Raw genomic sequence first — 22,290 nt, forward strand, 5'->3', positions numbered from 1 at the left:
AGCGCGCCCTGCCGGGGCCGGAGGGTCGGCCCCGCGGCGGGTCACCGATCGCGGGGTGCGCGTTTGACGACGTCGTACGCGGCGAGCGCCGCCTTCCGCGTCTCCGCGAGGTCGACGATCGGCTCGGCGGGGGCATCCGATGCCCATTGCGAGATGTACAGGCGGTTCGGATCGAACTTCTTGGCCTGGAGCTCGGGGTTGAAGATGCGGAAGTAGGGCGCGGCATCCGCACCGGAGCCGGCGACCCACTGCCAGTTGAACGGGTTGTTCGCCCCATCGGCATCGACGAGGGTGTCCCAGAACCACTCCTCGCCGCGGTGCCAGTCGATGAGGAGGTTCTTCACGAGGAACGACGCAGTGACCATCCGCACCCGGTTGTGCATGTACCCGGTGCGCCAGAGTTCGCGCATTCCGGCGTCGACCAGTGGCACGCCGGTCTCGCCGCGCTGCCACGCGTCGAGGTGCGACGGCTTCAGCCGCGGCCACGGGAAGGCGTCGAACTCGGGGCGCAGGTTCTTCGTCGCGAGGTCGGGGAAGTGGAAGAGCGTGTGCCACGCGAACTCGCGCCACCCGAGCTCCGAGAGGAACCCGCCCGCGCCGTCCGCGGAGACTGCCTCGTGCCAGACCGTGAACGGGCTGATCTCCCCCCAGCGCAGGCAGGGGGACAGGAGCGAGGTGGCTCCGGCCGAAGGCTCGTCGCGTGCGCGGTCGTAGGATCCGAGGTCCTCGTCGAGGAAGGAGCGCAGCCGACGTCGGGCGGCGGGTTCCCCGGGTTCCCAGGTCTCGCGCAGTCCCTCCGCCCAGTCCGGACGGGTGGGGAGCAGAGCCCAGTCGTCGAGGTCGTCCGATGCCGGAGCCGAGGGGATGCCGTCGATCTCGCGTGGCTCGGGGAGGGGGAGTCGCGGTGCGGGCAGCGAGAGGCACGCCCGCCAGAAGGGAGTGAACACGGAGAAGTGCGTACCGGCCCCTGTCGTCACCGTCCAGGGCTCGTGGAGAAGGGATCCCGCGAAGGAGGCGACCTCGACGCCGTCGTTCCGCAGAGCGGTCTTCAGCTCGGCGTCGATGTCGCGCTCGGGTCGGCCGTACCGGCGATTCCAGAAGACGGCGCCGGCGTCGGTATCCGCCACGACCTGGGGGATCACGCGGGCGGCGGGACCGCGGCGCAGCACCAGTGCGCCCCCACGCTCCCGCAGCCGTTCGCTCAGCGAGGCGAGTGAGTGATGCAACCACCAGCGGGCCGCTCCGCCGAGCGGTCGGATGCCGGGGGATTCCTCGTCGAGCACGTAGACGGCGAGGATCGGCTCCCCGCGATCGATCGCGGCGCGCAACGCGGGGTTGTCGGCGAGACGCAGATCATCACGGAACCACACGATCGAGGGGGAGGACATCGCCCCATTCTGGCGCTCGTCGTGCGATCGGAGAAATGTCAGCGTCGGCCTTGACTTCGACCCTCGGCGCTGGTGGCCCACACCGCCCACGCCATGAGGAGCGGCTGCAGGAACAGCCGCCCGAATCGACGGCGGTCGGTGTCGAGCCCGGGCGTGGAACGGCCGGTGCGCCACTGGTGCACGTTGCCGGGCAGCACGGCGGCGAAGAATAGCGCAGTGGCCCATCCGATCCGCGCGCGCTCCCGAGGAAGGGCGACCAACCCCGCGGCGAGCCCGATCTCCACCGCACCGGAGGCGACCACGATCGTCTCCTTGTCGAGCCCGGACATGCGCGTCGCCCAGTCCGGCACGACCACGCGGAAGCCGCGCGTCTGGACGAAGTGCAGGACGCCGATCGCGCCGAGTCCTGCGGCGAGGATCCACCGGGCGATCGTACGGGTCATCCGCTCACGCTACCCCGGTTCACTGCGGAAACGGCATCCGTTCGGCCGCCCAGCTCCGGAATGCGTCCGCGATCTCCGCCGCATGCGTGTGATGGAGATAGTGATCGCCGTCGACAGGTATCACCGTGCCGTCGGCGACGCTCGCCGCCTGGGCCTCGTGCAGGGCGACCCAGTCCGGATTCTTCTCGTTGTCGGCTACGGCGAACAGCAGCACGGGGAGATCATCGGGAAAGGTGCGTCCCTCGGCCTGCGCGAAGTTCGGGGCGATGTGCGCCATCTCGTCGAGGTACGTGGGCGCCATCGACGTGCGATGGGAGATCATCGCGATCTGCTCCCGGTCATGATCGGAGTAGGCCCCACCCTCATGCCCGACGCTGCCCACCGCGAGCAACAGGCGTGCGAGTCCCAGAGTTCGGGCGGCGCCCATGAGTCCTGTCGGGAACTCGGTGTCCATGTGCGGCTGCCCCGGCACGCTGGTGTCGATCCCGACGAAGCCGCGGAGCTCCTCGGGATGCTTCGCCGCCAGCTCGAGCGCATAGATGCCCGCGATGGAATGCCCCATCAGCACGTACGAGTCGATGTCGAGCTGTTCGAGGGCGTCGTGTACCTCCGCGACGATGTTCTCCGTCGTCCGCGCGCGTTCGGTGCCGTCGCTCAATCCGTAGCCGAGGGGTTCGATCACGACGACGCGATAGTCGGTCGCGAGGTCATTGACGAGCGGTGAGAAGTCGATCGCCGGTGACGCCGTGCCGAATCCGGGGAGGAGCACGATATCCGTGGGACCGGAGCCGGTGATCACGACGTTCATCCGATGACCGTCGACGGTGACGAAGGTCCCGTACGGCTCGATCGCCTCCTTCTCGATCTCCGACGCGACGACGTTCACGACGGTCGTCGTCGCCAGCCCCAGGGTGATCGTCGCGGTGACGGCCACGAGGGTGACGAGCCCCCTCTTCACGAACTTCTTCATCGCCAGCCTCTCCGGGCGCGCTCTGCGCCGCAGATCCAGCGTCGCGCGACGGCGCGTGCGCGCACATCGACCGGACGCGGACTCCGGCGTACCGCATCGGCGGTAGCGGACGCTCGTGCCCGGTGGTACGCGACTGCCAGACTGGCCGCATGACCGTGTTCCGCATCATCGTGCTCTTCGTGCTGGCCGCCGTCGCGGAGATCGGCGGAGCATGGCTGATCTGGCAGGCGGTCAAGGAGGAGCGCGGCTGGATCCTCGCCGTGCTCGGGGTGATGGCCCTCGGCGCCTACGGGTTCATCGCGGCACTCCAGCCCGACGTCAACTTCGGCCGGGTGCTGGCCGCGTACGGTGGGGTCTTCATCGCGGGATCGCTCGCGTGGGGCATCATCGTCGACGGCTTCAAACCGACCGTCTGGGACTGGGTGGGGTCATCCATCGCCCTCGTGGGAGCCGCGATCATCATCCTCGCTCCGGTCGTCACGCAGACGGCCACCGAGCCGGGGGCGTGACGGTCAGCACGACCCGGCCATGCGAGTAGCCTAGATCCAGACCCAGATGGAGTGATCAGTGCCTGAAAACGCCCAGCCGAAAGACGGCTTCGCCCTGTTCTCTGACCGATCCGTCGTCGCCATGCGCGTCAACGGCATCCTCAAGGACCTCGCGACCACAGTGACCGACGCCGACGAGGTCGAGGCGGTCACGATCGACAGCCCCGACGGCCTCGGTATCCTGCGCCACTCGACCGCGCACGTGCTCGCCCAGGCGGTGCAGCGCATCAATCCGCAGGCGAACCTCGGCATCGGCCCGCCCATCACCGACGGCTTCTACTACGACTTCGGCGTCGATTCGCCGTTCACGCCCGAGGATCTCAAGGCGATCACCAAGGAGATGCAGCGCATCGTCCGCGAGGGCCAGCGCTTCGTGCGCCGCGTGGTGACCGATGACGAGGCCCGCGCCGAACTCGCCGACGAGCCGTTCAAGCTCGAGCTCATCGGGCTCAAGGGCGGCAAGGAAGCGGCGGAGGGCGCCTCGGTCGAGGTCGGCGAGGGCGAACTCACGATCTACGACAACACCACCCGCGACGGCGAGGTGGTCTGGAAGGACCTCTGCCGCGGCCCGCATCTGCCGAACACGCGCATGATCGGCAACGGCTGGGACCTCACCCGCATCGCCGCCGCCTACTGGCGCGGCAGCGAGAAGAACCCGCAGCTGCAGCGCATCTACGGCACCGCCTGGCCGTCGAAGGACGAGCTGCGGGCATATCAGCACCGCCTCGAAGAGGCCGCGAAGCGCGACCACCGTCGCCTCGGCAAGGAGCTCGACCTGTTCTCCTTCCCGGAGGAGATCGGATCCGGGCTCTCGGTCTGGCACCCGCGCGGCGGCATGATCCGCGGCGAGATGGAGCAGCACGCGCGCAAGCGTCACATCGAGGGCGGCTACACCTACGTGTACACCCCGCACATCTCGAAGGAAGACCTCTTCCTGACCTCGAACCACCTCGTCACCTACAAGGACGGCATGTTCCCGCCGATTGTCATGGACGAGGAGCGCGACGACGAGGGCAACATCACCAAGCAGGGCCAGGACTACTACCTGAAGCCGATGAACTGCCCGATGCACATCCTGATCTACAAGGAGCGCGCGCGCAGCTACCGCGATCTGCCGCTGCGGTTCGCCGAGAACGGCACGGTCTACCGCAACGAGCTCTCGGGTGCGCTGCACGGTCTCACCCGTGTGCGCGGGTTCACTCAGGACGACTCGCACCTCTTCGTCACGCCCGACCAGCTCGAGGGAGAGGTCGCGAAGGTCCTCGACTTCATCCTCTCGATGCTGCGGGACTTCGGCCTCACCGATTTCGAGCTCGAGCTGTCGATGAAGGACGACGAGAAGTCGAAGTGGATCGGTTCTGACGAGTTCTGGGAGTCGTCGACCGACGCCCTGCGTCGCGTCGCCGTCGCCTCGGGACTCAAGCTCACCGAGGTCCCGGGTGAGGCCGCGTTCTACGGCCCGAAGATCGACCTCAAGACCCGCGATGCGATCGGTCGCACCTGGCAGTTGTCGACCGTCCAGGTCGACCCGAACCTGCCGGAGCGCTTCGATCTCGAGTTCATGGACACGGACGGGCAGAAGAAGCGCCCGATCATGATCCACCGCGCGCTCTTCGGTTCGATCGAGCGTTTCTTCGCGATCCTGCTCGAGCACTACGCCGGCGACTTCCCGGTGTGGCTCTCGCCGGTGCAGGTGGTCGGCATCCCCGTGGCCGAGGACTACGCCGACTACCTCGGCGAGGTCATCACGACGCTCCGCGACTCGGGCGTGCGCGCCGAGCTCGACACGTCGGACGACCGGATGCAGAAAAAGATCCGCACGCACACGACCGGCAAGGTTCCGCTGCTGCTCATCGCCGGTGAGCAGGACCGCGCCGCCGGTACGGTCTCGTTCCGCTACCGCGACGGCACCCAGGAGAACGGCGTCCCGATCGCGGATGCCGTCACCCGCATCCGCACCGCGATCGCCGAGCACGCGCTCGTGCAGACGGCGGGGGATCTGGCGTGACCCCGGAGGAGCCGCTGGAGCCTGCGTCGGACTTCGCCGGAGTCCCCGACGAGTTCCAGCGGCTCTGGACCCCGCACCGGATGGCCTACATCCAGGCGGGGCCCGAGCCGCTGCGCGAGGAGTGCCCCTTCTGCGAGGCGCCGAAGCACCCGGATGCCGAGCGGCTGATCGTCGCGCGCGGTGAGACGGCATACGTGCTGCTGAACCTGTTCCCGTACAACTCGGGTCACCTGCTCGTGTGCCCGTACCGCCACATCGCGACGTACGACCAGGCCACCCCGGAGGAGGTCGCCGAGATCGGCGCTCTGACGCAGACGGCGATGCGCGTCCTGACGGAGGTGTCGCGCTGCGACGGCTTCAACATCGGGATGAATCAGGGTGCCGTCGCCGGCGCGGGTGTCGACGGGCACCTGCACCAGCACGTCGTGCCGCGGTGGCGCTCCGATGCGAACTTCTTCCCGATCATCGCGAAGACGAAGGCACTCCCGCAGCTGCTCGGTGAGGTGCGGGAGGCCGTCGCGAACGCCTGGCCTGCGGCCTGAGTTCAGCGCACCTGACGGGCGCTGAACTGCATGCGCGGGTGCGCGTAGAACTCCTGCGCCTCGACGAGCTGCAGCTCGCGCTCCCCGGAGTCGAGCGTCGCCTTCAGCAGGTCGTAGACGCTCGATGCGGTGCGCTCGAGGGCGGTCTGCGCGCTGCCGGTCTCGACGTAGTGCGCGGTGAAGAGTGCAGCGGTGACGTCGCCCGACCCGTTGGCCTTCATCGGAAGGTGCGGCGTCTGCACGATCCAGGCACCCTCGTCGTCGACCGCGAGCATCTCGATGGTCCCCTCCTCGCGGTCCGGCCGCTCGACGCTCGTGACGAGCACCGTGCGCGGTCCCATCGCGCGCGCCAGGTCGACCGAGGCCAGCGTCGACTCGAGCGTGTCGGGCTCGGTCTCGGTGAGGAAGCCGAGCTCGAACTGGTTCGGGGTGATGATGTCCGCCACCGGCACGACCCGCTCCCGCAGCAGCACGGGGATCGCGGGCGCCACGAAGCAGCCGGACTTGGCATTGCCCATCACGGGGTCGCACGCGTAGACCGCGTTCGGGTTCTCCGCCTTGACCCGGGCGACGGCGTCGATGATCACGTCGCCGATGCCCTCCCCGCCCTGGTATCCGCTGAGCACCGCATCGATGCCGCCGAAGACGCCACGGTCCTGGATGCCGGTGATGACCTCGCGCACCTCGGCGGGATCGATCATCGGGCCGCGCCAGGCACCGTACCCGGTGTGGTTCGAGAAGTTCACGGTGTAGACCGGGAGGACCTCGACGCCGATGCGCTGCAGCGGGAACACCGCGGCGGAGTTGCCGACGTGACCGTAGGCGACGGCGGACTGGATGGAGAGGATCTTCATCTCCTGATCCTTTCTTTCAGTGCGGGTGCGTTCCCGCTTCGGGTGGTCATCGGGAAGCCGCGACGAGGTCGGCGACGAAGGCCGCGGCATCCGCGTCGGACAGATCATGGACGGTCAGCCGCAGATGCCGCGATGGCTCGGCCTTCTCGTCGAGGGCGAACTCGTCGCCGGTGCGGGCCAGCCATCCGCGGCGCATGAGCTTTTCGGCGACGGCGCGTGCGGGGCGCGGGAGCTCGACCCAGAGACTGAGACCGTCGGAGTCAGGGGCGTCGAATCCGTGGGTGCGCAGAAGCTGTGCGAAAGCGGCGTTGCGCTCGGCGTAGTGCGCGGCTGCCGTACCGATCGTCGCGAGCGCGGAAGGGTCGGTCAGCTGGGCGTGGGTGAGTCGCTGGAGGAGATGGCTCACCCAGGTCGTCCCCGGGCTGAGCCGCATCGACAGACGCTCGGCCGTCTCGGGGTCGGTGGCCGCGAGCGCCAGGCACATGTCGGGGCCGAGGAACTTCGAGACGGAGCGCACGAGGGCGAACCGCCGGTGCCCCGGTCCGATCAAGGTCTCGTAGGGGCGCTGCGAGAGCATCGAGAAGTGGTCGTCCTCGATGATCAGCACGTAGGGGTGGTCGGCGAGCACGGCGCGGAGCTCGGCCGCGCGCGCAGCCGTCAGGCTGCTGCCGGTGGGGTTCTGCGCGCGCGGAGTGCAGATGATGGCGCGGATGCCGGCGTCGAGCGCCGCGCGGAGGCCGACGACCGTCATCCCCTCGCCGTCGACCGGGACGGGCACGGCGCGGTACCCTCCGAGTCGCACCGTGTGGATGCTCGCGAGGAAGCAGGGGTCCTCGAGCGCGACCGCGTCATCGCGGGTGAGTGCCTGGGCGAGGAGTCGCTCGACGGCATCGACCGCGCCGCTGGTGACGGTGACGCGGAAGTCGGACTGGTCGAGGTCGGTGGCGATCCACTCGTGCGCCCAGGAGTCGAGGCCGCGGTCGATCACGGGCTCGCCGTACAGCACCGGTCGCCCCGTGACGCGGGCGAGCGCGGGGGACGGGTCGGGGATGAGCCGGGGGTCGGGGTTGCCCGTGCCGACGTCGCGGAGGACCGTGTCCGCCGCGTAGCCCTCCTGGGCGACCGCCTCGACGCCGGCGATCGTGGTGCCGGCGCGCCCGCGCGAGACGACGAGCCCCGCCTGCGCGAGCTGGCGGTAGGCGGCCACCGCGGTGTTGCGGTTCACGCCGAGAGTGGCGGCGAGTTCGCGCACAGGGGGGAGCGCATCGCCGGGGCGGAGGGTTCCGCGGTCGCGCAGGGCGCGCACGCTGTCGGCGATGTCTGCTGCGGTCGTTCCGGTGATCTCGGCGCTCATGGGTCCTCGACACCGATTCTAGAAGGTCCGGGACGATGCTACGGTTTGACATAGATCAAACGAGTCATTGGCTTAGCCGAGAGGAATGCGATGAACGACCAGGCAACCACCGGATCCGCGCGGGTCAAGCGAGGTCTCGCCGAGATGCTCAAGGGCGGCGTCATCATGGACGTCGTCACGGCCGAGCAGGCCAAGATCGCCGAGGATGCCGGCGCCGTCGCCGTGATGGCGCTCGAGCGGGTCCCCGCCGACATCCGTGCGCAGGGCGGTGTCTCGCGCATGAGCGACCCCGACATGATCGACAGCATCATCGACGCCGTCTCGATCCCCGTGATGGCCAAGGCGCGCATCGGCCACTTCGTCGAGGCGCAGATCCTGCAGGAGCTCGGAGTCGACTACATCGACGAGTCCGAGGTGCTGTCGCCGGCGGACTACGTCAACCACATCGACAAGTTCGGCTTCACCGTGCCCTTCGTGTGCGGGGCGACGAACCTCGGCGAGGCCCTGCGCCGTATCAACGAGGGTGCCGCGATGATCCGCTCGAAGGGCGAGGCCGGCACCGGTGACGTCTCGGAGGCGACCAAGCACATCCGCAAGATCACGAGCGAGATCAACGTGCTGCGTTCGATGACCAAGGACGAGCTCTACGTGGCGGCCAAGGAGCTGCAGGCGCCCTACGACCTCGTCGTCGAGGTCGCGGCGACGGGCAAGCTGCCGGTCGTGCTGTTCGTCGCGGGAGGCGTGGCAACACCCGCGGACGCCGCGATGATGATGCAGATGGGAGCGGACGGTGTGTTCGTCGGCTCCGGCATCTTCAAGTCGGGCAACCCCGCCCAGCGCGCCGCGGCGATCGTGAAGGCCACCACGTTCCACGACGATCCGAGTGTGATCGCCGAGGTCTCGCGCGGGCTGGGCGAGGCGATGGTGGGGATCAACGTGTCCGACCTCCCCGCGCCGCACCGGCTGTCCGAGCGTGGCTGGTAGTCCGACCGTCGGCGTCCTCGCGCTGCAGGGCGACGTGCGCGAGCATGCCGCCCTGCTCGCGGAGCTCGGTGCGGAGGTGGTGCTCGTGCGCCGCCCGGAAGAACTCGACGCGATCGACGGTCTCGTCCTGCCGGGCGGAGAGTCGAGCGTCATCGACAAGCTCGCGCGACTGTTCGGGCTCCAGCAGCCGATTCGCGCGGCGATCCGTGCGGGGATGCCGATGTACGGCACGTGCGCGGGGCTCATCCTCCTGGCCGACACCGTGCTCGACGCGATCGAGGGACAGCAGTCCTTCGGCGGCCTCGACGTCGACGTTCGGCGCAACGCCTTCGGACGTCAGTCCGAATCGTTCGAGATCGACCTCGACGTGCCGGTGCTCGGCGATGCCCCGGTGTCTGCGACGTTCATCCGGGCGCCGATCGTGGAACGCTCGGGGGCCGCGGTGGAGGTGCTCGCCGCCCTGCCCGACGGCGCGGTGGTCGCGGTGCGCCAGGGGCCGTTGCTCGGCACGAGCTTCCATCCCGAGATGGACGGTGAGCCCGGATTCCACGCGCTCTTCCTCGACGAGGCACGACGCTACGCGAGCGCACCCCGGTAGGCGACGTCTCGATTCGTTAGACTGGACGATGCCCTGGGCCGTGCCCACGGGCGGATACGACGAGTGGAGACTTATGTCCGGGCATTCCAAGTGGGCCACCACGAAGCACAAGAAGGCCATCATCGACTCCAGGCGCGCCAAGTCCTGGGCCAAGCTCATCAAGAACATCGAGGTCGCGGCCAAGCTCGGCGGCGCCGACCTCGCGGGCAACCCCACGCTGTTCGACGCGGTGCAGAAGGCGAAGAAGACCTCCGTCCCGAAGGACAACATCGACCGCGCGGTCAAGCGTGGAGCCGGAATCGGCGGCGAGGCCGTCGAGTACACCTCGATCATGTACGAGGGATACGGACCGAACGGCGTGGCGCTCATGATCGAGTGTCTGACCGACAACAAGAACCGTGCCGCCGCCGAGGTGCGCACGGCTCTCAGCCGCAACGGGGGAACGCTGGCCGACCCGGGCAGCGTCGCCTACAACTTCTCGCGCAAGGGCGTCATCGTCGTCGGTGCCGAGGGGACCACCGAAGACGACGTCATGATGGCGGCGCTCGAGGCGGGTGCCGAGGAGATCGAGCCGCACTCCGAGGGCTTCGAGATCATCACCGAGGCGACCGACCTGGTCACCGTGCGCAGCGCGCTGCAGGAGGCGGGCATCGACTACGAATCCGCCGACGTCGAGTTCGTGCCGAACCTCAAGGTCGAGATCGACGCCGACACCGCGCGCAAGGTCTTCCGCCTCATCGACGCGCTGGAGGACAGCGAGGACGTGCAGAACGTCTTCAGCAACTTCGACCTCTCGTCCGAGGTGCAGGCCGAGCTCGAGAACGACGACAGCTAGGCGCGCCACGCGCCCGACGTCGACGGTGCCGCCTAGCCTGGGGGAGTGACCTCTTCCTCGCTGCGCGTTCTCGGGATCGACCCAGGCCTCACGCGATGCGGTGTGGGCATCGTCGACGTCGACGGATCGCGTCGCGGCACGCTCGTGCACGTCGGGGTGATCCGTTCGTCTCCGGATGCGCCGATCGGCGAGCGTCTCGCGATCGTCGCCGCCGGCATCCGTGAGGTGATCGCCGCGCATTCTCCGCAGGCGGTCGCGGTTGAGCGCGTGTTCGCGCAGCAGAACACGCACACGGTGATGGGCACGGCTCAGGCCAGCGGAGTCGCGCTGCTGCTCGCGGCAGAGGCGGGTCTTCCCGCCGTGACCCACACGCCGAGCGAGGTCAAGGCCGCCGTGACCGGTTACGGATCTGCCGACAAGCGCCAGGTGCAGGCGATGATCGCCCGGATCCTGCGCCTCGACGCGCCTCCGCAGCCGGCGGATGCCGCGGATGCCCTCGCCATCGCCCTCTGCCACGCCTGGCGCCGAGGCGGCGCGGGGGCGGCATCCGCCGCGGGCGGGCTCACGCCGGCCCAGCGCGCCTGGGCGGACGCGGAGCGTGTCGCTCGAACATACGTACGACGCGGGGCCTAGGCTGGGAGGATGATCTCCTCCCTGCACGGCACCGTGCTGCACTCGACCTCCGACCAGGTCGTCGTCGAGGTGGGCGGCGTCGGCTTCTCCGTCGCCGTCCCGGCCGACGTCGCGCACACCGCGACGGTGGGGGAGCAGTTGCGGTTGCACACGAGCCTGATCGTGCGCGAGGACGCGCTCTCGCTCTTCGGGTTCGCCGAGCGCGACGAGCTGGAGGTCTTCGGGCTCCTCATCAGCGTGACGGGCGTCGGGCCGAAATCCGCCCTGGGGGTGCTGTCGCACCTCACCGTCGACCAGATCGCAGAGGCGCTGAACGCCGAGGATGACGCGCCTTTCCGTCGCGTGTCCGGAATCGGTCCCAAGACCGCGAAGCTCATCGTCGTGCAGCTCGCCGGTAAGGTGCAGCCGACGGTCGCGGCAGCGCCGAGTCCCTCGGGCGCCGTGGACGTGGTGGGTCAGGTCGCGGCCGCCCTCGTCGGACTCGGATGGTCGGAGAAGGTCGCCGCCGAGGCCGCCGCGCAGACGGCCGCAGAGGCATCCGATGCCGAGCGTTCGGCCGTCGCACCGCTCCTCCGCCGCACTCTTGCCCTGCTGGGGCCGGCACGTGGCTGACGCACTCGACGCCTCCGAGCCCGTCGACGAGACCGAGCTCGCGATCGAGGGCGCCCTGCGTCCGACGAGTCTCGGCGAGTTCGTCGGACAGCAGAAGGTGCGCGGCCAGCTCCAGCTCCTCCTCGAGGCCGCACGTATCCAGAGCCGACCCGCCGATCACATCCTTCTCGCAGGCCCGCCAGGACTCGGCAAGACGACGCTGGCGATGATCGTCGCGCACGAGAGCGAGCGCCCCCTGCGCCTGTCGAGCGGACCGGCCATCCAGCACGCCGGCGATCTCGCTGCGCTCCTGTCGAGCCTCGTTCCCGGCGAGGTGCTCTTCATCGACGAGATCCACCGGATGGCGCGCTCCGCCGAGGAGATGCTCTATCTCGCGATGGAGGATTTCCGCATCGACATCATGGTGGGCAAGGGGGCGGGGGCCACCAGCATCCCGCTCGAACTCGCACCGTTCACCCTGGTGGGAGCGACGACGCGGTCGGGCCTGCTACCGAATCCGCTGCGCGATCGATTCGGGTTCACCGGTCATCTGGAGTTCTACGAGGAGGGCGAGCTCGAGCGCGTGATCGCGCGATCCGCGGCGGTCCTCGGCGTCGATCTGCCGTCCGATTCGCTGTCCGAGATCGCCCGCCGATCGCGCGGGACGCCCCGCATCGCGAACCGCCTTCTCCGACGTGTGCGCGACTACGCGCTCGTGCACGGTGGGGGAGCGGCGACCATCGCCGACGTCCGCGCCGCTCTCGAACTGTACGACGTCGACCCCATCGGCCTGGACCGCCTCGACCGCGCGGTTCTCGAAGCGCTCGTGCGGCGGTTCCGCGGGGGGCCGGTGGGACTGAGCACCCTCGCCGTCGCCGTCGGCGAAGAAGCCGAGACCGTCGAGAGCGTCGTCGAGCCCTATCTCGTCCGGATCGGTTTCCTCGGTCGCACTCCGCGGGGGCGCGTCGCCATGCCTGAGGCGTATGCGCATCTGGGTGTGGCGCATCCCGACGGAGCGCTTCGCTTCGATGACCTATAATCACAGAAGACTTCCCCCGAAACTTCTGTGCGCCCGTTGATGGTGCGTGCACCTCAGAAAGGCGCTCCGCCCCATGGAAATCATCCTCTTCGGTCTCCTGGCCGTCCTCCTCGTCTTCATGATCTTCAACACGCGTAAGCGTCAGAAGCAGATGAAGGCCGAGCAGGAGGAGAAGGCGACGAAGACGGTTCCCGGCGTGCGCGTGCTCCTGCAGGGCGGCATCTACGGCACGATCGTCTCCTACGACCCCGATGACCTCGACCACCCCGCGTCGGTCGAGGTCGCCCCCGGTGTCGTGATCGAGGTGCACAGCCAGGCGATCCTCCGCATCGTCGAGCCCAAGGACATCGTCGCCGACGACGCCGAGCTCGCTGACGACGACACCGTCGTCGAGGCCGATGCTCCGATCGCCGAGACCCCGGAAGAGACGCGCGCGCGCCTCGACCGCGACGCAGACGACAAGTAAGTCCGCGGCGTTCGACCGCACCCCGGAATCCGGCCTCTCAGAAAGCTGAACTCACGTGGCTTCATCCTCTCCTGTCCGTCACGCCTGGCGGGTCCTTCTCGGCCTGCTCCTCGTGACGGGTGTCCTCTTCGGCATCAACGCGGCCGGGGTGTACGTCTTCGGGAAGAGCTCGTGGGCTCCGGAGCTCGCACTCGACCTCCAGGGCGGCACCCAGATCGTGCTGCAGGCCGAGACCGACGAGGGAGCAGCGCCGTCCGCGGAACAGCTGAACCAGGCGGCCTCCATCATCCGCCAGCGCGTCGACGCCTCGGGCGTGGCGGAGGCCGACATCACCACCGAGGGCGGACGGAACATCGTCGTCCAGATCCCGGGTGTCGCCGACGACCAGACGCGCGAGCGGATCACCAGCAGCGCGCAGCTCGAGTTCCGGGCGGTCCTGGCCACGACCGCCGCGACGACGTCCTTCGTCGGTGACGACGGTAACGAGACGCCGTACCCCAGCCCCGACCCCTCGCTCGAGGCGACGCCGACCGCCGAGCCGACCGACGGCAGCGACCTCAACTGGGCCACGCCCAAGCTCCAGGCCGAGTTCCTCGCCTACGACTGCGCGAACCCCGACAACCCCACCAACGTGCCGAGCGAGCAGCCGATGATCGCCTGCGACGAGACCGGTCAGGCCAAGTTCCTGCTCGGCCCGACCGAGCTCGACGGAACGGCGATCGACGACGCCGCGAGCGGTCGCGACCCGCAGAACGGCGCGTGGCTCGTGCAGCTCACGATGAACCCGGATGGGGCCGACAAGTTCGGCAAGGTCAGCACCCGCCTCAACCAGAACCGCATCGACGGCCTGTCGCCGCGCGACCAGTTCGCGTTCGTGCTCGACGGCGTCGTCATCTCGGCGCCCCGCATGAACGGTGTGATCCTCGACGGTCGTCCGAGCATCTCGGGCAGCTTCACGCAGGACTCGGCGACGACCCTCGCCGACCAGCTCAAGTACGGCGCGCTGCCGCTGAGCTTCACCGTGCAGAGCTCCGACACCGTGTCGGCGACGCTCGGTACGCAGCAGCTGCAGATCGGTCTCATCGCCGGTCTCATCGGCCTGATCCTCGTCGCGATCTATTCGCTCATCGTCTACCGAGCCCTCGGGACGGTGATCATCGCGTCCATCGCGGTGATGGGTGTGCTGACCTACATCGTCATCTGCATCCTGGCGTGGCGACTCGGCTTCCGCCTCTCGCTGGCCGGTGTGGCCGGTCTGATCGTGTCGATCGGATTCACCGCCGACTCCTTCATCGTCTACTTCGAGAGAATCCGAGACGAACTGCGAGACGGCAAGTCGATCACCTCCGCCGTCGAAGACGGATGGGGCCGAGCCAAGCGCACGATCTACATCTCGAAGTCGATCAACATCCTCGCCGCGCTCGTGCTGTACATCCTGGCCGACTCGACGGTGAAGGGGTTCGCGTTCACGCTCGGCCTCACGACCATCATCGACGTGTTCATCTTCGTGATCTTCACGCACCCGGTGATGCAACTGCTCGCTCGCACGCGCTTCTTCGGAGGCGGCCACAAGCTCTCGGGGCTCGACCCCGAAGCACTGGGCGCCGTCTACCGCAATCGGTCGCAGTTCCGCGAGGTCGCGACGGCGTCCGCCGGCCGTGGCGCGCGCAACTCGCGTTCGCGCGGCGAGGCGGAGCGTCGTCAGACCATCGCCGAGCGCAAGCGCGCGGAGGCTCTCGCGGGTGACAGACCCACCAACGCCGGAAGTGAGGGAGACGCCTGATGCCTTCCATGAATGAGTTCGGCAACAACCTGTACACGGGGAAGACCTCTTTCCCGTTCGTCGGTCGCCGCCGCCTGTGGTTCATCATCGCGATCATCCTGGTCGTGGGCTCGGCTCTGGTGCCGCTGATCCGTCCGATCCAATTCTCGATCGAGTTCACCGGCGGGTCGCAGTTCACCGTCGCGGCGCCCGACAGCACCGATCAGCAGATCGCCACCGACGCGGTCAAGTCGGTCGTGCCCGAGTCGGCGACCAAGGTCGTCGTGGTGAACGGCGACGACATCCGCGTCCAGACCGACCAGATGACGGCCGATGAGACGCAGCAGGTCACCGCGGCACTCGCCGACGCGTACGGCGTCGACACTGCGGAGGTGACGTCGTCGTTCATCGGTCCGGCCTGGGGCGAGAGCGTCACGCGTCAATCGCTGTGGGGCCTGGCGATCTTCCTCGCCCTCACCTTCCTGATCCTGGCGATCTACTTCCGAACCTGGAAGATGTCGGCCGCGGCGATCATCGGCCTGCTCGACGTGCTCGTGATCACCGTCGGCGTCTACGCGCTGGCCGGCTTCGAGATCTCGCCGGCGGCGGTGATCGGATTCCTCACGATCTTGGCGTACTCCTTGTACGACACGACGGTCGTCTTCGACAAGATCCGGGAGAACACACATGAAGACGGCGAGAAATCGGCGCGTCTGTTCGGGGAGTCCGTCAACCTGGCGGTGAACCAGACCCTCGTGCGATCGATCAACACCTCGGTGGTCGCGGCGCTCCCGGTCGGAGCGATCCTCTTCATCGGATCGCTGTGGCTCGGTGCCGAGACCCTCACCGACATCTCGCTGTCGATCTTCGTCGGCATCCTCGTGGCGACGTATTCGACGCTGTTCGTCGCCGCTCCGCTCTACTCGCTCTTCCGCGAGAACGAGCCGCAGATCCGCGAGCGCGACGCCCGGATCCGCGAAGCGCGCCTGCGCGCGACGGTCGAAGCCTGACGTATCCGTCCGGTGGGAGCCGCTCCCGCCGGACGGACGTAGGATTGTCTGATGTTCTGATTCGGAGGTGAGCGGATGGCGGAAGCGCAGTCGCCGGCGCAGGGATCGAGCCTGCGGCGTCTGGTTCCCCGCATCTTCTCGCGCGCGTCCAGGGTCAACGACCTCGACAACCTGATCCGCACCGTCCGGGCCAACCATCCCCGCGGTGATTTCTCGGTGATCGAGCGCGCGTACGCGGTCGCCAAGGACAAGCACACCGGCCAGCAGCGGCAGAGCGGCGAGCCGTACATCACGCATCCGCTCGCCGTCGCGCAGATCCTCGCCGAGCTCGGTCTCGGACCGCGCGCCATCGCGGCGGCGCTCCTGCACGACACGGTCGAAGACACCGGCTACGCGCTGACCGACCTCACCGCCGAGTTCGGCGACGAGGTCGCGATGCTGGTCGACGGTGTCACCAAGCTCGACAAGGTCAAGTACGGCGAGAGCGCCCAGGCCGAGACCGTCCGCAAGATGATCGTGGCGATGTCGAAGGACATCCGCGTGCTCCTGATCAAGCTCGCCGACCGTCTGCACAATGCTCGTACCTGGGGCTTCGTCCCGCCGGAGAAGGCGGCGAAGAAGGCCAAGGAGACGCTCGAGATCTACGCGCCCCTCGCCAACCGTCTCGGTATCCAGGCGATCAAGTCCGAGCTCGAAGACCTCTCGTTCGCGGTGCTGCACCCCAAGATCTACAACGAGATCCACAGCCTCATCGCACAGCGCACTCCGCAGCGCGAGAAGTATCTGAGCCAGGTCGTCGAGGAGATCGACGAGGATCTGCGTGATCTGCGCATCCGCGGCAAGGTCTCGGGCCGACCGAAGCAGCTCTACTCCGTGTACCAGAAGATGGTGGTGCGGGGTCGCGAGTTCGACGACATCTACGACCTGATCGGCATCCGCGTGCTCGTCGCTTCGGTGCGCGACTGCTACGCCGTGCTGGGTGCGATCCATGCGCGGTGGACGCCGCTGCCCGGTCGGTTCAAGGACTACATCGCCACCCCGAAGTTCAATCTCTATCAGTCGCTGCACACGACCGTGATCGGCCCCGCGGGGCGCACGGTCGAGATCCAGATCCGTACGCACGAGATGCACCAGCAGGCCGAGTACGGCGTTGCGGCGCACTGGATGTACAAGGAGCGGATGAACGGCGGCAAGGCCGAGGTGCGGGCATCCGACACCGACATGGCCTGGCTCGCGCACATCTCCGACTGGCAGGCCGAGACGGCCGACCCGGGGGAGTTCCTCGACTCGCTGCGGTTCGAGATCGGCGCGAAGGAGGTCTACGTCTTCACGCCGAAGGGGCGCGTCGTCGGTCTTCCCGCCGGTGCGACGCCCGTCGACTTCGCGTATGCGGTGCACACCGAGATCGGCCATCGCACGATGGGTGCGAAGGTGAACGGTCGCTTGGTGCCGCTGGAGTCCGAGCTGAAGAGCGGCGACGTCGTCGAGGTCTTCACCTCGAAGAACCCGGATGCCGGACCGAGTCAGGACTGGCTCGGATTCGTCAAGAGCACCCGTGCGCGCAACAAGATCCGTGGCTGGTTCACGAAGGAGCGGCGCGAAGAGGCCATCGAACAGGGCAAGGAGGCGATCGCGCGCGCGATGCGCCGGCAGAACCTGCCCCTGCAGCGTCTGATGAGCCAGGACTCGTTCGCCGAGGTCGCCCAGCAGCTGCGCTACGAAGACGTCTCGGCGCTGTACGCGGCCGTGGGCGAGGGGCATATCTCGACCCAGTCGGTGCTCGAGAAGGTCACGGCCAACGTCGCCGCCAACGACACCACGACCGGCGCCATCGACCTGCCGGGCAGCGTGCCGACCCGCGAACCGCGTGCGGGCGACTCCGGCGTTCTCGTCCGCGGCGCCGCCGACATCCTCGTGAAACTCGCGAAGTGCTGCACGCCGGTTCCCGGGGATCCGATCGTCGGCTTCGTGACGCGCGGCAGCGGCGTCTCGGTGCACCGCAGCGATTGCGTCAACGTCAAGGCCCTGAGCAACGAGCAGGATCGATTCGTCGAGGTGTCGTGGGCGCCGACCACCAAGAGCGTGTTCCGCGTGCAGATCCAGGTCGAGGCCCTCGACCGTTCCGGTCTGCTGTCCGACGTCACGCGCGTGCTGAGCGAGCACCACGTCAACATCCTCTCCGCCACGGTCAACACCAATGACGACCGACTGGCGATCAGCCGGTTCGTGTTCGAGATGGGCGACGCCGTGCACCTCGACCGCGTTCTCAACGCCGTGCGCAGGATCGATGCGGTGTACGACGTGTACCGCGTCACGTCCTCCTGATACCGAGTCCCTCGAGAAGTTCCAGGGCACGTCGAGAGCCTGGCACGCGCCGCAGGGTGCGGATGCGTTCCCGCGCGGTCCCGATGAGACCCGGGTCGTGCTCGATGAGCATGTGCGCCCAGCGGTCCAGAGCGGGTTCCCGGTGGCTCCCGAGCGCGAGGTCGATCAGCGTGCGTTCGGGAGTCGTGATCGGGATGCCGCCGATGAGGACGAGGTCCTCGGCCGGGAGTGGCGTGTCGTGATATCGCACCCGTGGACTTTGCACGGCGCGGATGCGCCTCGCCACCGCTCGGCGAAGATGATGCGGGTTCGGCGGCGCATCGCATGCACCGTGCACCCATACCGCGCTCGGCCCGCAGACCGCGGTGCCCGGGTGCACGATCGTGGCGATCGACGCTGCCCGCACGTCGGCGCCCTCGACGAGATCGGCGGGGATGAAGGCCTCGCCGATGTCGACGACGTCGCCGTCGAGGCGGGCGGCGGTGAGCTCGGGCAGTGTCAGGCGTTGGCCGGGCAGATACAGGAAAGCGGGATGCACCAGGCCAGTGTGGCCCAGGGCATCCCGCTGTCGTGTGCTCGGACGGGAGCTGTGGAGAACTCGTCAGCCGCCGAGGGCGCTCAGCCAGGCGCGGCGCGCCTCGAGAGCGTCGGACGCTTCCTTGATCGCCTTCTTGTCGCCCGACTTCTCGGCCGTCGCGAGCTCGGACTCGAGCTTCTCGATCGCCTCGAGGAGCTGAGAGCTCATGTCGTTGGCGCGCGCCTTGGTCTCGGGGTTGTTCTTCTTCCAGTCGACCTCTTCGCGGGCCTTGAGGGCCTGCTCGATGACGCGGAGCTTGTCGTCGAGCGCGCGCTCCTTGTCGCGGGGGAAGATGCGGCCGATCTCATCCCACTGCCGCTGGATGCGCGTGAGCAGGGCGCGGGCGCGCTTGATGTTGGACTCGTCGGCAACGGCCTTGGCCTCTTCCAGAAGAGCCTGACGCGCCTCGATCTTGGGAGCGGACTCGGCCTCTTCGGCGGCGGACTGCTCGGCACGCGCGGCGTAGAGCGCGTCTCCGGCGGCCTTGAACCGGGCCCAGAGGGCGTCGTCCGCCTTGCGACCTGCGCGGCCGGCGGCCTTCCAGTCGTCGAGCAGCGTGCGGTAGGCGGGAATCCCGTCGGTGCCGCGCGGGGCGAGGGCTTCGGCGCGCTCGATGAGGCGGGTCTTCGCATCGCGGGCGGCCTTGTGCGTGTCGTCGAGCTCCGAGTAGAACGCACGACGGTGCTTGTCGACGACCGAACGAGCGTCGCGGAATCGCTTCCACAGCTGCTGCGACAGGCCCTTCGACAGGCGCGGGCCGTTCTGCTGCTGAGCCTGCCAGGCGTCGAAGAGCTCACCGAGCTCGGCGGTGACCTGCTTCCACTGCACCTTCGAGAGGTCGCGTGCGGCGATCGCCTCGGCGCGCTCCACCAGTGCGGTGCGCTCGGCGATGGCCTGGTCGAGCAGCTCCTTCGCGCGCTGCTGCTCCTCGGCCGTGGCCTCGGAGAGGGACGCGGTCAGCGTGTGCAGCCGCTCGAGGAGACCGGCGAGGTCACCGACGGCGGCAGCATCCGTGGCTTCGTCGACCAGGTGCCCGGCCTGCTTGACCAGATCGCTGGCGGTCGCGCCGCCGGCCTGGTGACGCTGTTCGAGGGTCTGCACCTTGAAGGCGATGTCCTCGTACTTGCGCACGAAGTAGGCGAGCGCCTCGTCGGGCGTGCCGTCGGGGTACTGGCCGACGACGCGCCAGTTCTCACCCTCGCGCACCTCGACCGTGCCGTCCTCGCTGACGCGACCCCACTTCGCAGCATCGCTGGAGACGGGGGCGGTGGACGCGGCCGGAACGGCGGCGGCGGGGGCGGGCAGCTTGCGCGGCAGCGGCTTCGCCGGGGGAGCGGGGACGGGGGGAGTCGGCTTCGAGGACTCGTTGGCAGACACAGTGTTCTCCTTGCGCGGTTGGCCGCGGGAGGCGGAAAGGACGATGTTCAGCCTAGTACGCCGCGACGATGCGATGCGGTGACGTTCCGCTCCGCGTCGAGCGGGCGCGGATCACTCCGCCGGGGTCTCCTCGGGAGCGGGTGCCTCGGTGGGGGCGGGGGTCTCCACCGGAGCGTTCGGCTCGACGGACGAGGAGGGAGTGGGCGTGGGCTCCGGTGCCGTGACCTGTGCGTGCGCCACCTGGCTCGCGATCGCTGCGAGCACGAGGACCGCGCCACCCACGCCGGCGATCACGTTGTCGCGCACGCGGCGACGGATCTTCTCCTGGTGCTGAGCCGTGCGCGCCGCGTAGACCCGCGCGCGCTCGGCCCGGGTGCGCTCCTGCGCGCTCTTCGAACCGCGTGCCGCCATTGCGTGCTCCTCTCATCGCCGCCGCCGGGCGACGTCGTCTCAGAGCATATCGTCGCCGGTGTCGGTGGACCGCATTAGCCTGGAGGGATGACCCCTGCCGCCGCCCTGCTCTCGGGGCAGACGCCGCTCGCCGTGCGCATGCGTCCCGTCTCGCTCGACGAGGTGGCCGGTCAGCGGCACCTGCTCCGTTCCGGCTCGCCGATCGTCGCCCTCGCCGACCCCGAGGCATCGTCGCCCGGCGCGGTCTCCATCATCCTCTGGGGGCCTCCCGGTACCGGTAAGACGACGCTCGCGCAGGCCATCGCCCGTTCTTCCGGTCGCCGCTTCGTCGAGCTCTCGGCGATCACGGCGGGGGTGAAGGACGTGCGCGAGGTCATGCAGGAGGCCATCACGCAGCGCGACCTCTACGGTCAGACGACGATCCTGTTCCTCGACGAGATCCACCGCTTCACGAAGGCGCAGCAGGACGCTCTCCTGCCCGGTGTCGAGAACGGCTGGGTGATCCTGATAGCCGCGACGACCGAGAACCCGTCGTTCTCGGTGATCTCGCCGCTGCTCTCGCGATCGCTCCTACTCACCCTGCAACCTCTCACCGACGACGACATCGGTCTGCTCGTCGATCGTGCCGTCACCGATGCTCGCGGCCTGCACGGCGCGGTGACGCTCAGCGATGAGGCGCGGGCCGCGCTCATCCGTCTCGCCTCCGGCGACGCGCGCCGTGCCCTCACCGGCCTCGAGGCCGGTGCGGCCGTTGCGCTCTCGCACGGGAGCCCGCCCGACGCGGAAGACGCCGGCGACGACGATGAGGACGCTGAGGTCGCCGACGACGACGAAGCCGGCGTGGCGAGCGGCGATACCGGGGAAGAAGCCGCCGGTGCGGCATCCGTCGTCCCGGAAGTCTCCGCCGATGACGTCGCGCAGGCCGTCGACCGAGCGCTGTTGCGCTACGACCGTCAGGGAGACGAGCACTACGACGTCATCAGTGCGTTCATCAAGTCGATTCGCGGGTCGGATGCCGATGCGGCGTTGCACTACCTCGCCCGGATGATCGAGGCGGGAGAGGATCCCCGGTTCATCGCTCGGCGGCTCGTGATCTCCGCCTCCGAAGACGTGGGCCTCGCCGATCCGCAGGCGTTGGTGATCGCCGTCGCCGCCGCCGACGCCGTGGCTTTCATCGGGATGCCGGAGGGGCGCATCCCGCTCGCCGAGGCGACCGTCTACCTCGCGACGACGGCCAAATCGAATGCGGCGTACGCGGGCATCGACGCCGCGATCGCCGACATCCGGAAGGGCGGCTTCGGCCGGGTCCCGCTCCACCTGCGCGATGCGCACTATCCGGGGGCGAAGCGGCTCGGTCATGGCCGCGGCTACGCGTACCCGCACGACAACGAGTTCGGCATCGTGGCCCAGCAGTACCTCCCCGACGAGTTGCAGGGGCGCCGCTACTACGCGCCGAAGGCTCTGGGGGCCGAGCGCGATGTCTCGGCGCGGCTCGAGAAGATCCGCCGCATTCTCGACGGGCGCTGACCCGCAGCCCCTGCCCGCAGCGGACGCCCGACCCTCTACAGTGTGCGG

22 protein-coding genes are annotated in these 22,290 nt (G+C 68.7%); 14 read left to right on the forward strand and 8 right to left on the reverse strand.

Features of this window, described 5'->3' with window-relative positions:
- Nucleotides 1–41: 41 nt before the first annotated feature.
- Genes KZC52_RS02080 through KZC52_RS02090 form a run of 3 tightly spaced genes read right to left on the reverse strand, consistent with a single transcriptional unit; the run spans nt 42 to nt 2,801 of the window.
- Nucleotides 42–1,388 (reverse strand): cryptochrome/photolyase family protein, encoded by a 1,347-nt coding sequence (locus KZC52_RS02080; RefSeq protein WP_247622411.1) that lies wholly within the window; start codon nt 1,386–1,388, stop codon nt 42–44.
- A gap of 38 nt (nt 1,389–1,426) precedes the next feature.
- The gene (locus tag KZC52_RS02085) at nt 1,427–1,831 is read right to left on the reverse strand and encodes a DoxX family protein (protein ID WP_247622412.1); all 405 of its coding nucleotides are present in this window, start codon (nt 1,829–1,831) and stop codon (nt 1,427–1,429) included.
- A gap of 19 nt (nt 1,832–1,850) precedes the next feature.
- Entirely contained in the window at nt 1,851–2,801 is a 951-nt protein-coding gene (locus KZC52_RS02090; RefSeq protein WP_247622413.1) for an alpha/beta fold hydrolase, read from the reverse strand.
- A 149-nt stretch (nt 2,802–2,950) separates the two neighbouring features.
- Between KZC52_RS02090 and KZC52_RS02095 the strand changes: the two genes are divergently transcribed.
- The 3 genes from KZC52_RS02095 to KZC52_RS02105 all read left to right on the forward strand — a co-directional run bounded on the left by KZC52_RS02095 (nt 2,951) and on the right by KZC52_RS02105 (nt 5,899).
- Nucleotides 2,951–3,310, forward strand: a complete 360-nt coding sequence (locus KZC52_RS02095; protein ID WP_247622414.1) for a YnfA family protein — start codon at nt 2,951–2,953, stop codon at nt 3,308–3,310.
- Nucleotides 3,311–3,431: 121 nt separating this feature from the next.
- Nucleotides 3,432–5,357: a threonine--tRNA ligase gene (thrS, locus tag KZC52_RS02100; RefSeq protein WP_247624688.1), complete on the forward strand. Its 1,926-nt coding sequence runs from the start codon at nt 3,432–3,434 to the stop codon at nt 5,355–5,357.
- The gene (locus KZC52_RS02105; protein ID WP_247622415.1) at nt 5,354–5,899 is read left to right on the forward strand and encodes an HIT family protein; all 546 of its coding nucleotides are present in this window, start codon (nt 5,354–5,356) and stop codon (nt 5,897–5,899) included. Before thrS ends, KZC52_RS02105 begins: the two co-directional genes overlap by 4 nt.
- Before the next feature lie 2 nt (nt 5,900–5,901).
- Here the strand turns inward: KZC52_RS02105 and pdxY are convergent, their stop codons facing one another.
- Nucleotides 5,902–6,753: a pyridoxal kinase PdxY gene (pdxY, locus tag KZC52_RS02110; protein WP_247622416.1), complete on the reverse strand. Its 852-nt coding sequence runs from the start codon at nt 6,751–6,753 to the stop codon at nt 5,902–5,904.
- Between the two features lie 46 nt (nt 6,754–6,799).
- Complete coding sequence (locus tag KZC52_RS02115) at nt 6,800–8,107, reverse strand: aminotransferase class I/II-fold pyridoxal phosphate-dependent enzyme (protein WP_247622417.1); 1,308 nt, start codon at nt 8,105–8,107, stop codon at nt 6,800–6,802.
- Between the two features lie 90 nt (nt 8,108–8,197).
- Here KZC52_RS02115 and pdxS point away from each other — a divergent pair, with 90 nt between their 5' ends.
- The 10 genes from pdxS to KZC52_RS02165 all read left to right on the forward strand — a co-directional run bounded on the left by pdxS (nt 8,198) and on the right by KZC52_RS02165 (nt 18,350).
- Nucleotides 8,198–9,091: a pyridoxal 5'-phosphate synthase lyase subunit PdxS gene (pdxS, locus tag KZC52_RS02120; protein ID WP_247622418.1), complete on the forward strand. Its 894-nt coding sequence runs from the start codon at nt 8,198–8,200 to the stop codon at nt 9,089–9,091.
- Nucleotides 9,081–9,689, forward strand: a complete 609-nt coding sequence (gene pdxT / locus KZC52_RS02125) for a pyridoxal 5'-phosphate synthase glutaminase subunit PdxT (RefSeq protein ID WP_247622419.1) — start codon at nt 9,081–9,083, stop codon at nt 9,687–9,689. The genes pdxS and pdxT overlap by 11 nt, the downstream gene beginning before the upstream one ends.
- A gap of 73 nt (nt 9,690–9,762) precedes the next feature.
- Complete coding sequence (locus tag KZC52_RS02130) at nt 9,763–10,524, forward strand: YebC/PmpR family DNA-binding transcriptional regulator (RefSeq protein ID WP_247624689.1); 762 nt, start codon at nt 9,763–9,765, stop codon at nt 10,522–10,524.
- Between the two features lie 45 nt (nt 10,525–10,569).
- Nucleotides 10,570–11,157 (forward strand): crossover junction endodeoxyribonuclease RuvC, encoded by a 588-nt coding sequence (gene ruvC, locus KZC52_RS02135; protein WP_247622420.1) that lies wholly within the window; start codon nt 10,570–10,572, stop codon nt 11,155–11,157.
- Nucleotides 11,158–11,166: 9 nt separating this feature from the next.
- Complete coding sequence (gene ruvA / locus KZC52_RS02140) at nt 11,167–11,769, forward strand: Holliday junction branch migration protein RuvA (protein WP_247622421.1); 603 nt, start codon at nt 11,167–11,169, stop codon at nt 11,767–11,769.
- Nucleotides 11,762–12,787 (forward strand): Holliday junction branch migration DNA helicase RuvB, encoded by a 1,026-nt coding sequence (gene ruvB, locus KZC52_RS02145; RefSeq protein ID WP_247622422.1) that lies wholly within the window; start codon nt 11,762–11,764, stop codon nt 12,785–12,787. Before ruvA ends, ruvB begins: the two co-directional genes overlap by 8 nt.
- Before the next feature lie 73 nt (nt 12,788–12,860).
- The gene (locus tag KZC52_RS02150; protein WP_247622423.1) at nt 12,861–13,253 is read left to right on the forward strand and encodes a preprotein translocase subunit YajC; all 393 of its coding nucleotides are present in this window, start codon (nt 12,861–12,863) and stop codon (nt 13,251–13,253) included.
- A gap of 55 nt (nt 13,254–13,308) precedes the next feature.
- Nucleotides 13,309–15,036, forward strand: coding sequence for a protein translocase subunit SecD (gene secD / locus KZC52_RS02155; protein ID WP_247622424.1), 1,728 nt, complete (start codon nt 13,309–13,311; stop codon nt 15,034–15,036).
- Nucleotides 15,036–16,025, forward strand: coding sequence for a protein translocase subunit SecF (gene secF, locus KZC52_RS02160; protein WP_247622425.1), 990 nt, complete (start codon nt 15,036–15,038; stop codon nt 16,023–16,025). The genes secD and secF overlap by 1 nt, the downstream gene beginning before the upstream one ends.
- A 75-nt stretch (nt 16,026–16,100) precedes the next feature.
- Nucleotides 16,101–18,350 (forward strand): RelA/SpoT family protein, encoded by a 2,250-nt coding sequence (locus tag KZC52_RS02165; RefSeq protein ID WP_247622426.1) that lies wholly within the window; start codon nt 16,101–16,103, stop codon nt 18,348–18,350.
- Here the strand turns inward: KZC52_RS02165 and KZC52_RS02170 are convergent.
- The 3 genes from KZC52_RS02170 to KZC52_RS02180 form a co-directional block, all read right to left on the reverse strand.
- Nucleotides 18,337–18,888, reverse strand: a complete 552-nt coding sequence (locus tag KZC52_RS02170) for a type IV toxin-antitoxin system AbiEi family antitoxin (protein WP_247622427.1) — start codon at nt 18,886–18,888, stop codon at nt 18,337–18,339. The genes KZC52_RS02165 and KZC52_RS02170 overlap by 14 nt on opposite strands.
- Before the next feature lie 63 nt (nt 18,889–18,951).
- A complete protein-coding gene (locus tag KZC52_RS02175) occupies nt 18,952–20,304 on the reverse strand; it encodes a DUF349 domain-containing protein (protein ID WP_247622428.1) in 1,353 nt (450 codons plus the stop codon).
- A gap of 111 nt (nt 20,305–20,415) precedes the next feature.
- Nucleotides 20,416–20,715 carry a hypothetical protein gene (locus tag KZC52_RS02180; protein WP_247622429.1) on the reverse strand — a complete coding sequence of 100 codons (300 nt, stop codon included), beginning with the start codon at nt 20,713–20,715 and terminating at the stop codon, nt 20,416–20,418.
- Between the two features lie 87 nt (nt 20,716–20,802).
- Between KZC52_RS02180 and KZC52_RS02185 the strand changes: the two genes are divergently transcribed.
- Nucleotides 20,803–22,242, forward strand: coding sequence for a replication-associated recombination protein A (locus tag KZC52_RS02185; RefSeq protein WP_247622430.1), 1,440 nt, complete (start codon nt 20,803–20,805; stop codon nt 22,240–22,242).
- Nucleotides 22,243–22,290 lie beyond the last annotated feature (48 nt).

This window comes from Microbacterium galbinum (genome assembly GCF_023091225.1).
Lineage (GTDB): Bacteria > Actinomycetota > Actinomycetes > Actinomycetales > Microbacteriaceae > Microbacterium > Microbacterium galbinum.

Coding starts and splice junctions, on each gene's coding strand:
- KZC52_RS02080 (WP_247622411.1), bottom strand. CDS start 1,388: ATGTCCTCCCCCTCGATCGTGTGGTTCCGTGATGATCTGCGTCTCGCC.
- KZC52_RS02185 (WP_247622430.1), top strand. CDS start 20,803: ATGACCCCTGCCGCCGCCCTGCTCTCGGGGCAGACGCCGCTCGCCGTG.
- KZC52_RS02090 (WP_247622413.1), bottom strand. CDS start 2,801: ATGAAGAAGTTCGTGAAGAGGGGGCTCGTCACCCTCGTGGCCGTCACC.
- pdxY (WP_247622416.1), bottom strand. CDS start 6,753: ATGAAGATCCTCTCCATCCAGTCCGCCGTCGCCTACGGTCACGTCGGC.
- KZC52_RS02165 (WP_247622426.1), top strand. CDS start 16,101: ATGGCGGAAGCGCAGTCGCCGGCGCAGGGATCGAGCCTGCGGCGTCTG.
- KZC52_RS02180 (WP_247622429.1), bottom strand. CDS start 20,715: ATGGCGGCACGCGGTTCGAAGAGCGCGCAGGAGCGCACCCGGGCCGAG.
- thrS (WP_247624688.1), top strand. CDS start 3,432: ATGCGCGTCAACGGCATCCTCAAGGACCTCGCGACCACAGTGACCGAC.
- KZC52_RS02115 (WP_247622417.1), bottom strand. CDS start 8,107: ATGAGCGCCGAGATCACCGGAACGACCGCAGCAGACATCGCCGACAGC.
- pdxS (WP_247622418.1), top strand. CDS start 8,198: ATGAACGACCAGGCAACCACCGGATCCGCGCGGGTCAAGCGAGGTCTC.
- KZC52_RS02095 (WP_247622414.1), top strand. CDS start 2,951: ATGACCGTGTTCCGCATCATCGTGCTCTTCGTGCTGGCCGCCGTCGCG.
- ruvA (WP_247622421.1), top strand. CDS start 11,167: ATGATCTCCTCCCTGCACGGCACCGTGCTGCACTCGACCTCCGACCAG.
- KZC52_RS02085 (WP_247622412.1), bottom strand. CDS start 1,831: ATGACCCGTACGATCGCCCGGTGGATCCTCGCCGCAGGACTCGGCGCG.
- KZC52_RS02150 (WP_247622423.1), top strand. CDS start 12,861: ATGGAAATCATCCTCTTCGGTCTCCTGGCCGTCCTCCTCGTCTTCATG.
- KZC52_RS02130 (WP_247624689.1), top strand. CDS start 9,763: ATGTCCGGGCATTCCAAGTGGGCCACCACGAAGCACAAGAAGGCCATC.
- secF (WP_247622425.1), top strand. CDS start 15,036: ATGCCTTCCATGAATGAGTTCGGCAACAACCTGTACACGGGGAAGACC.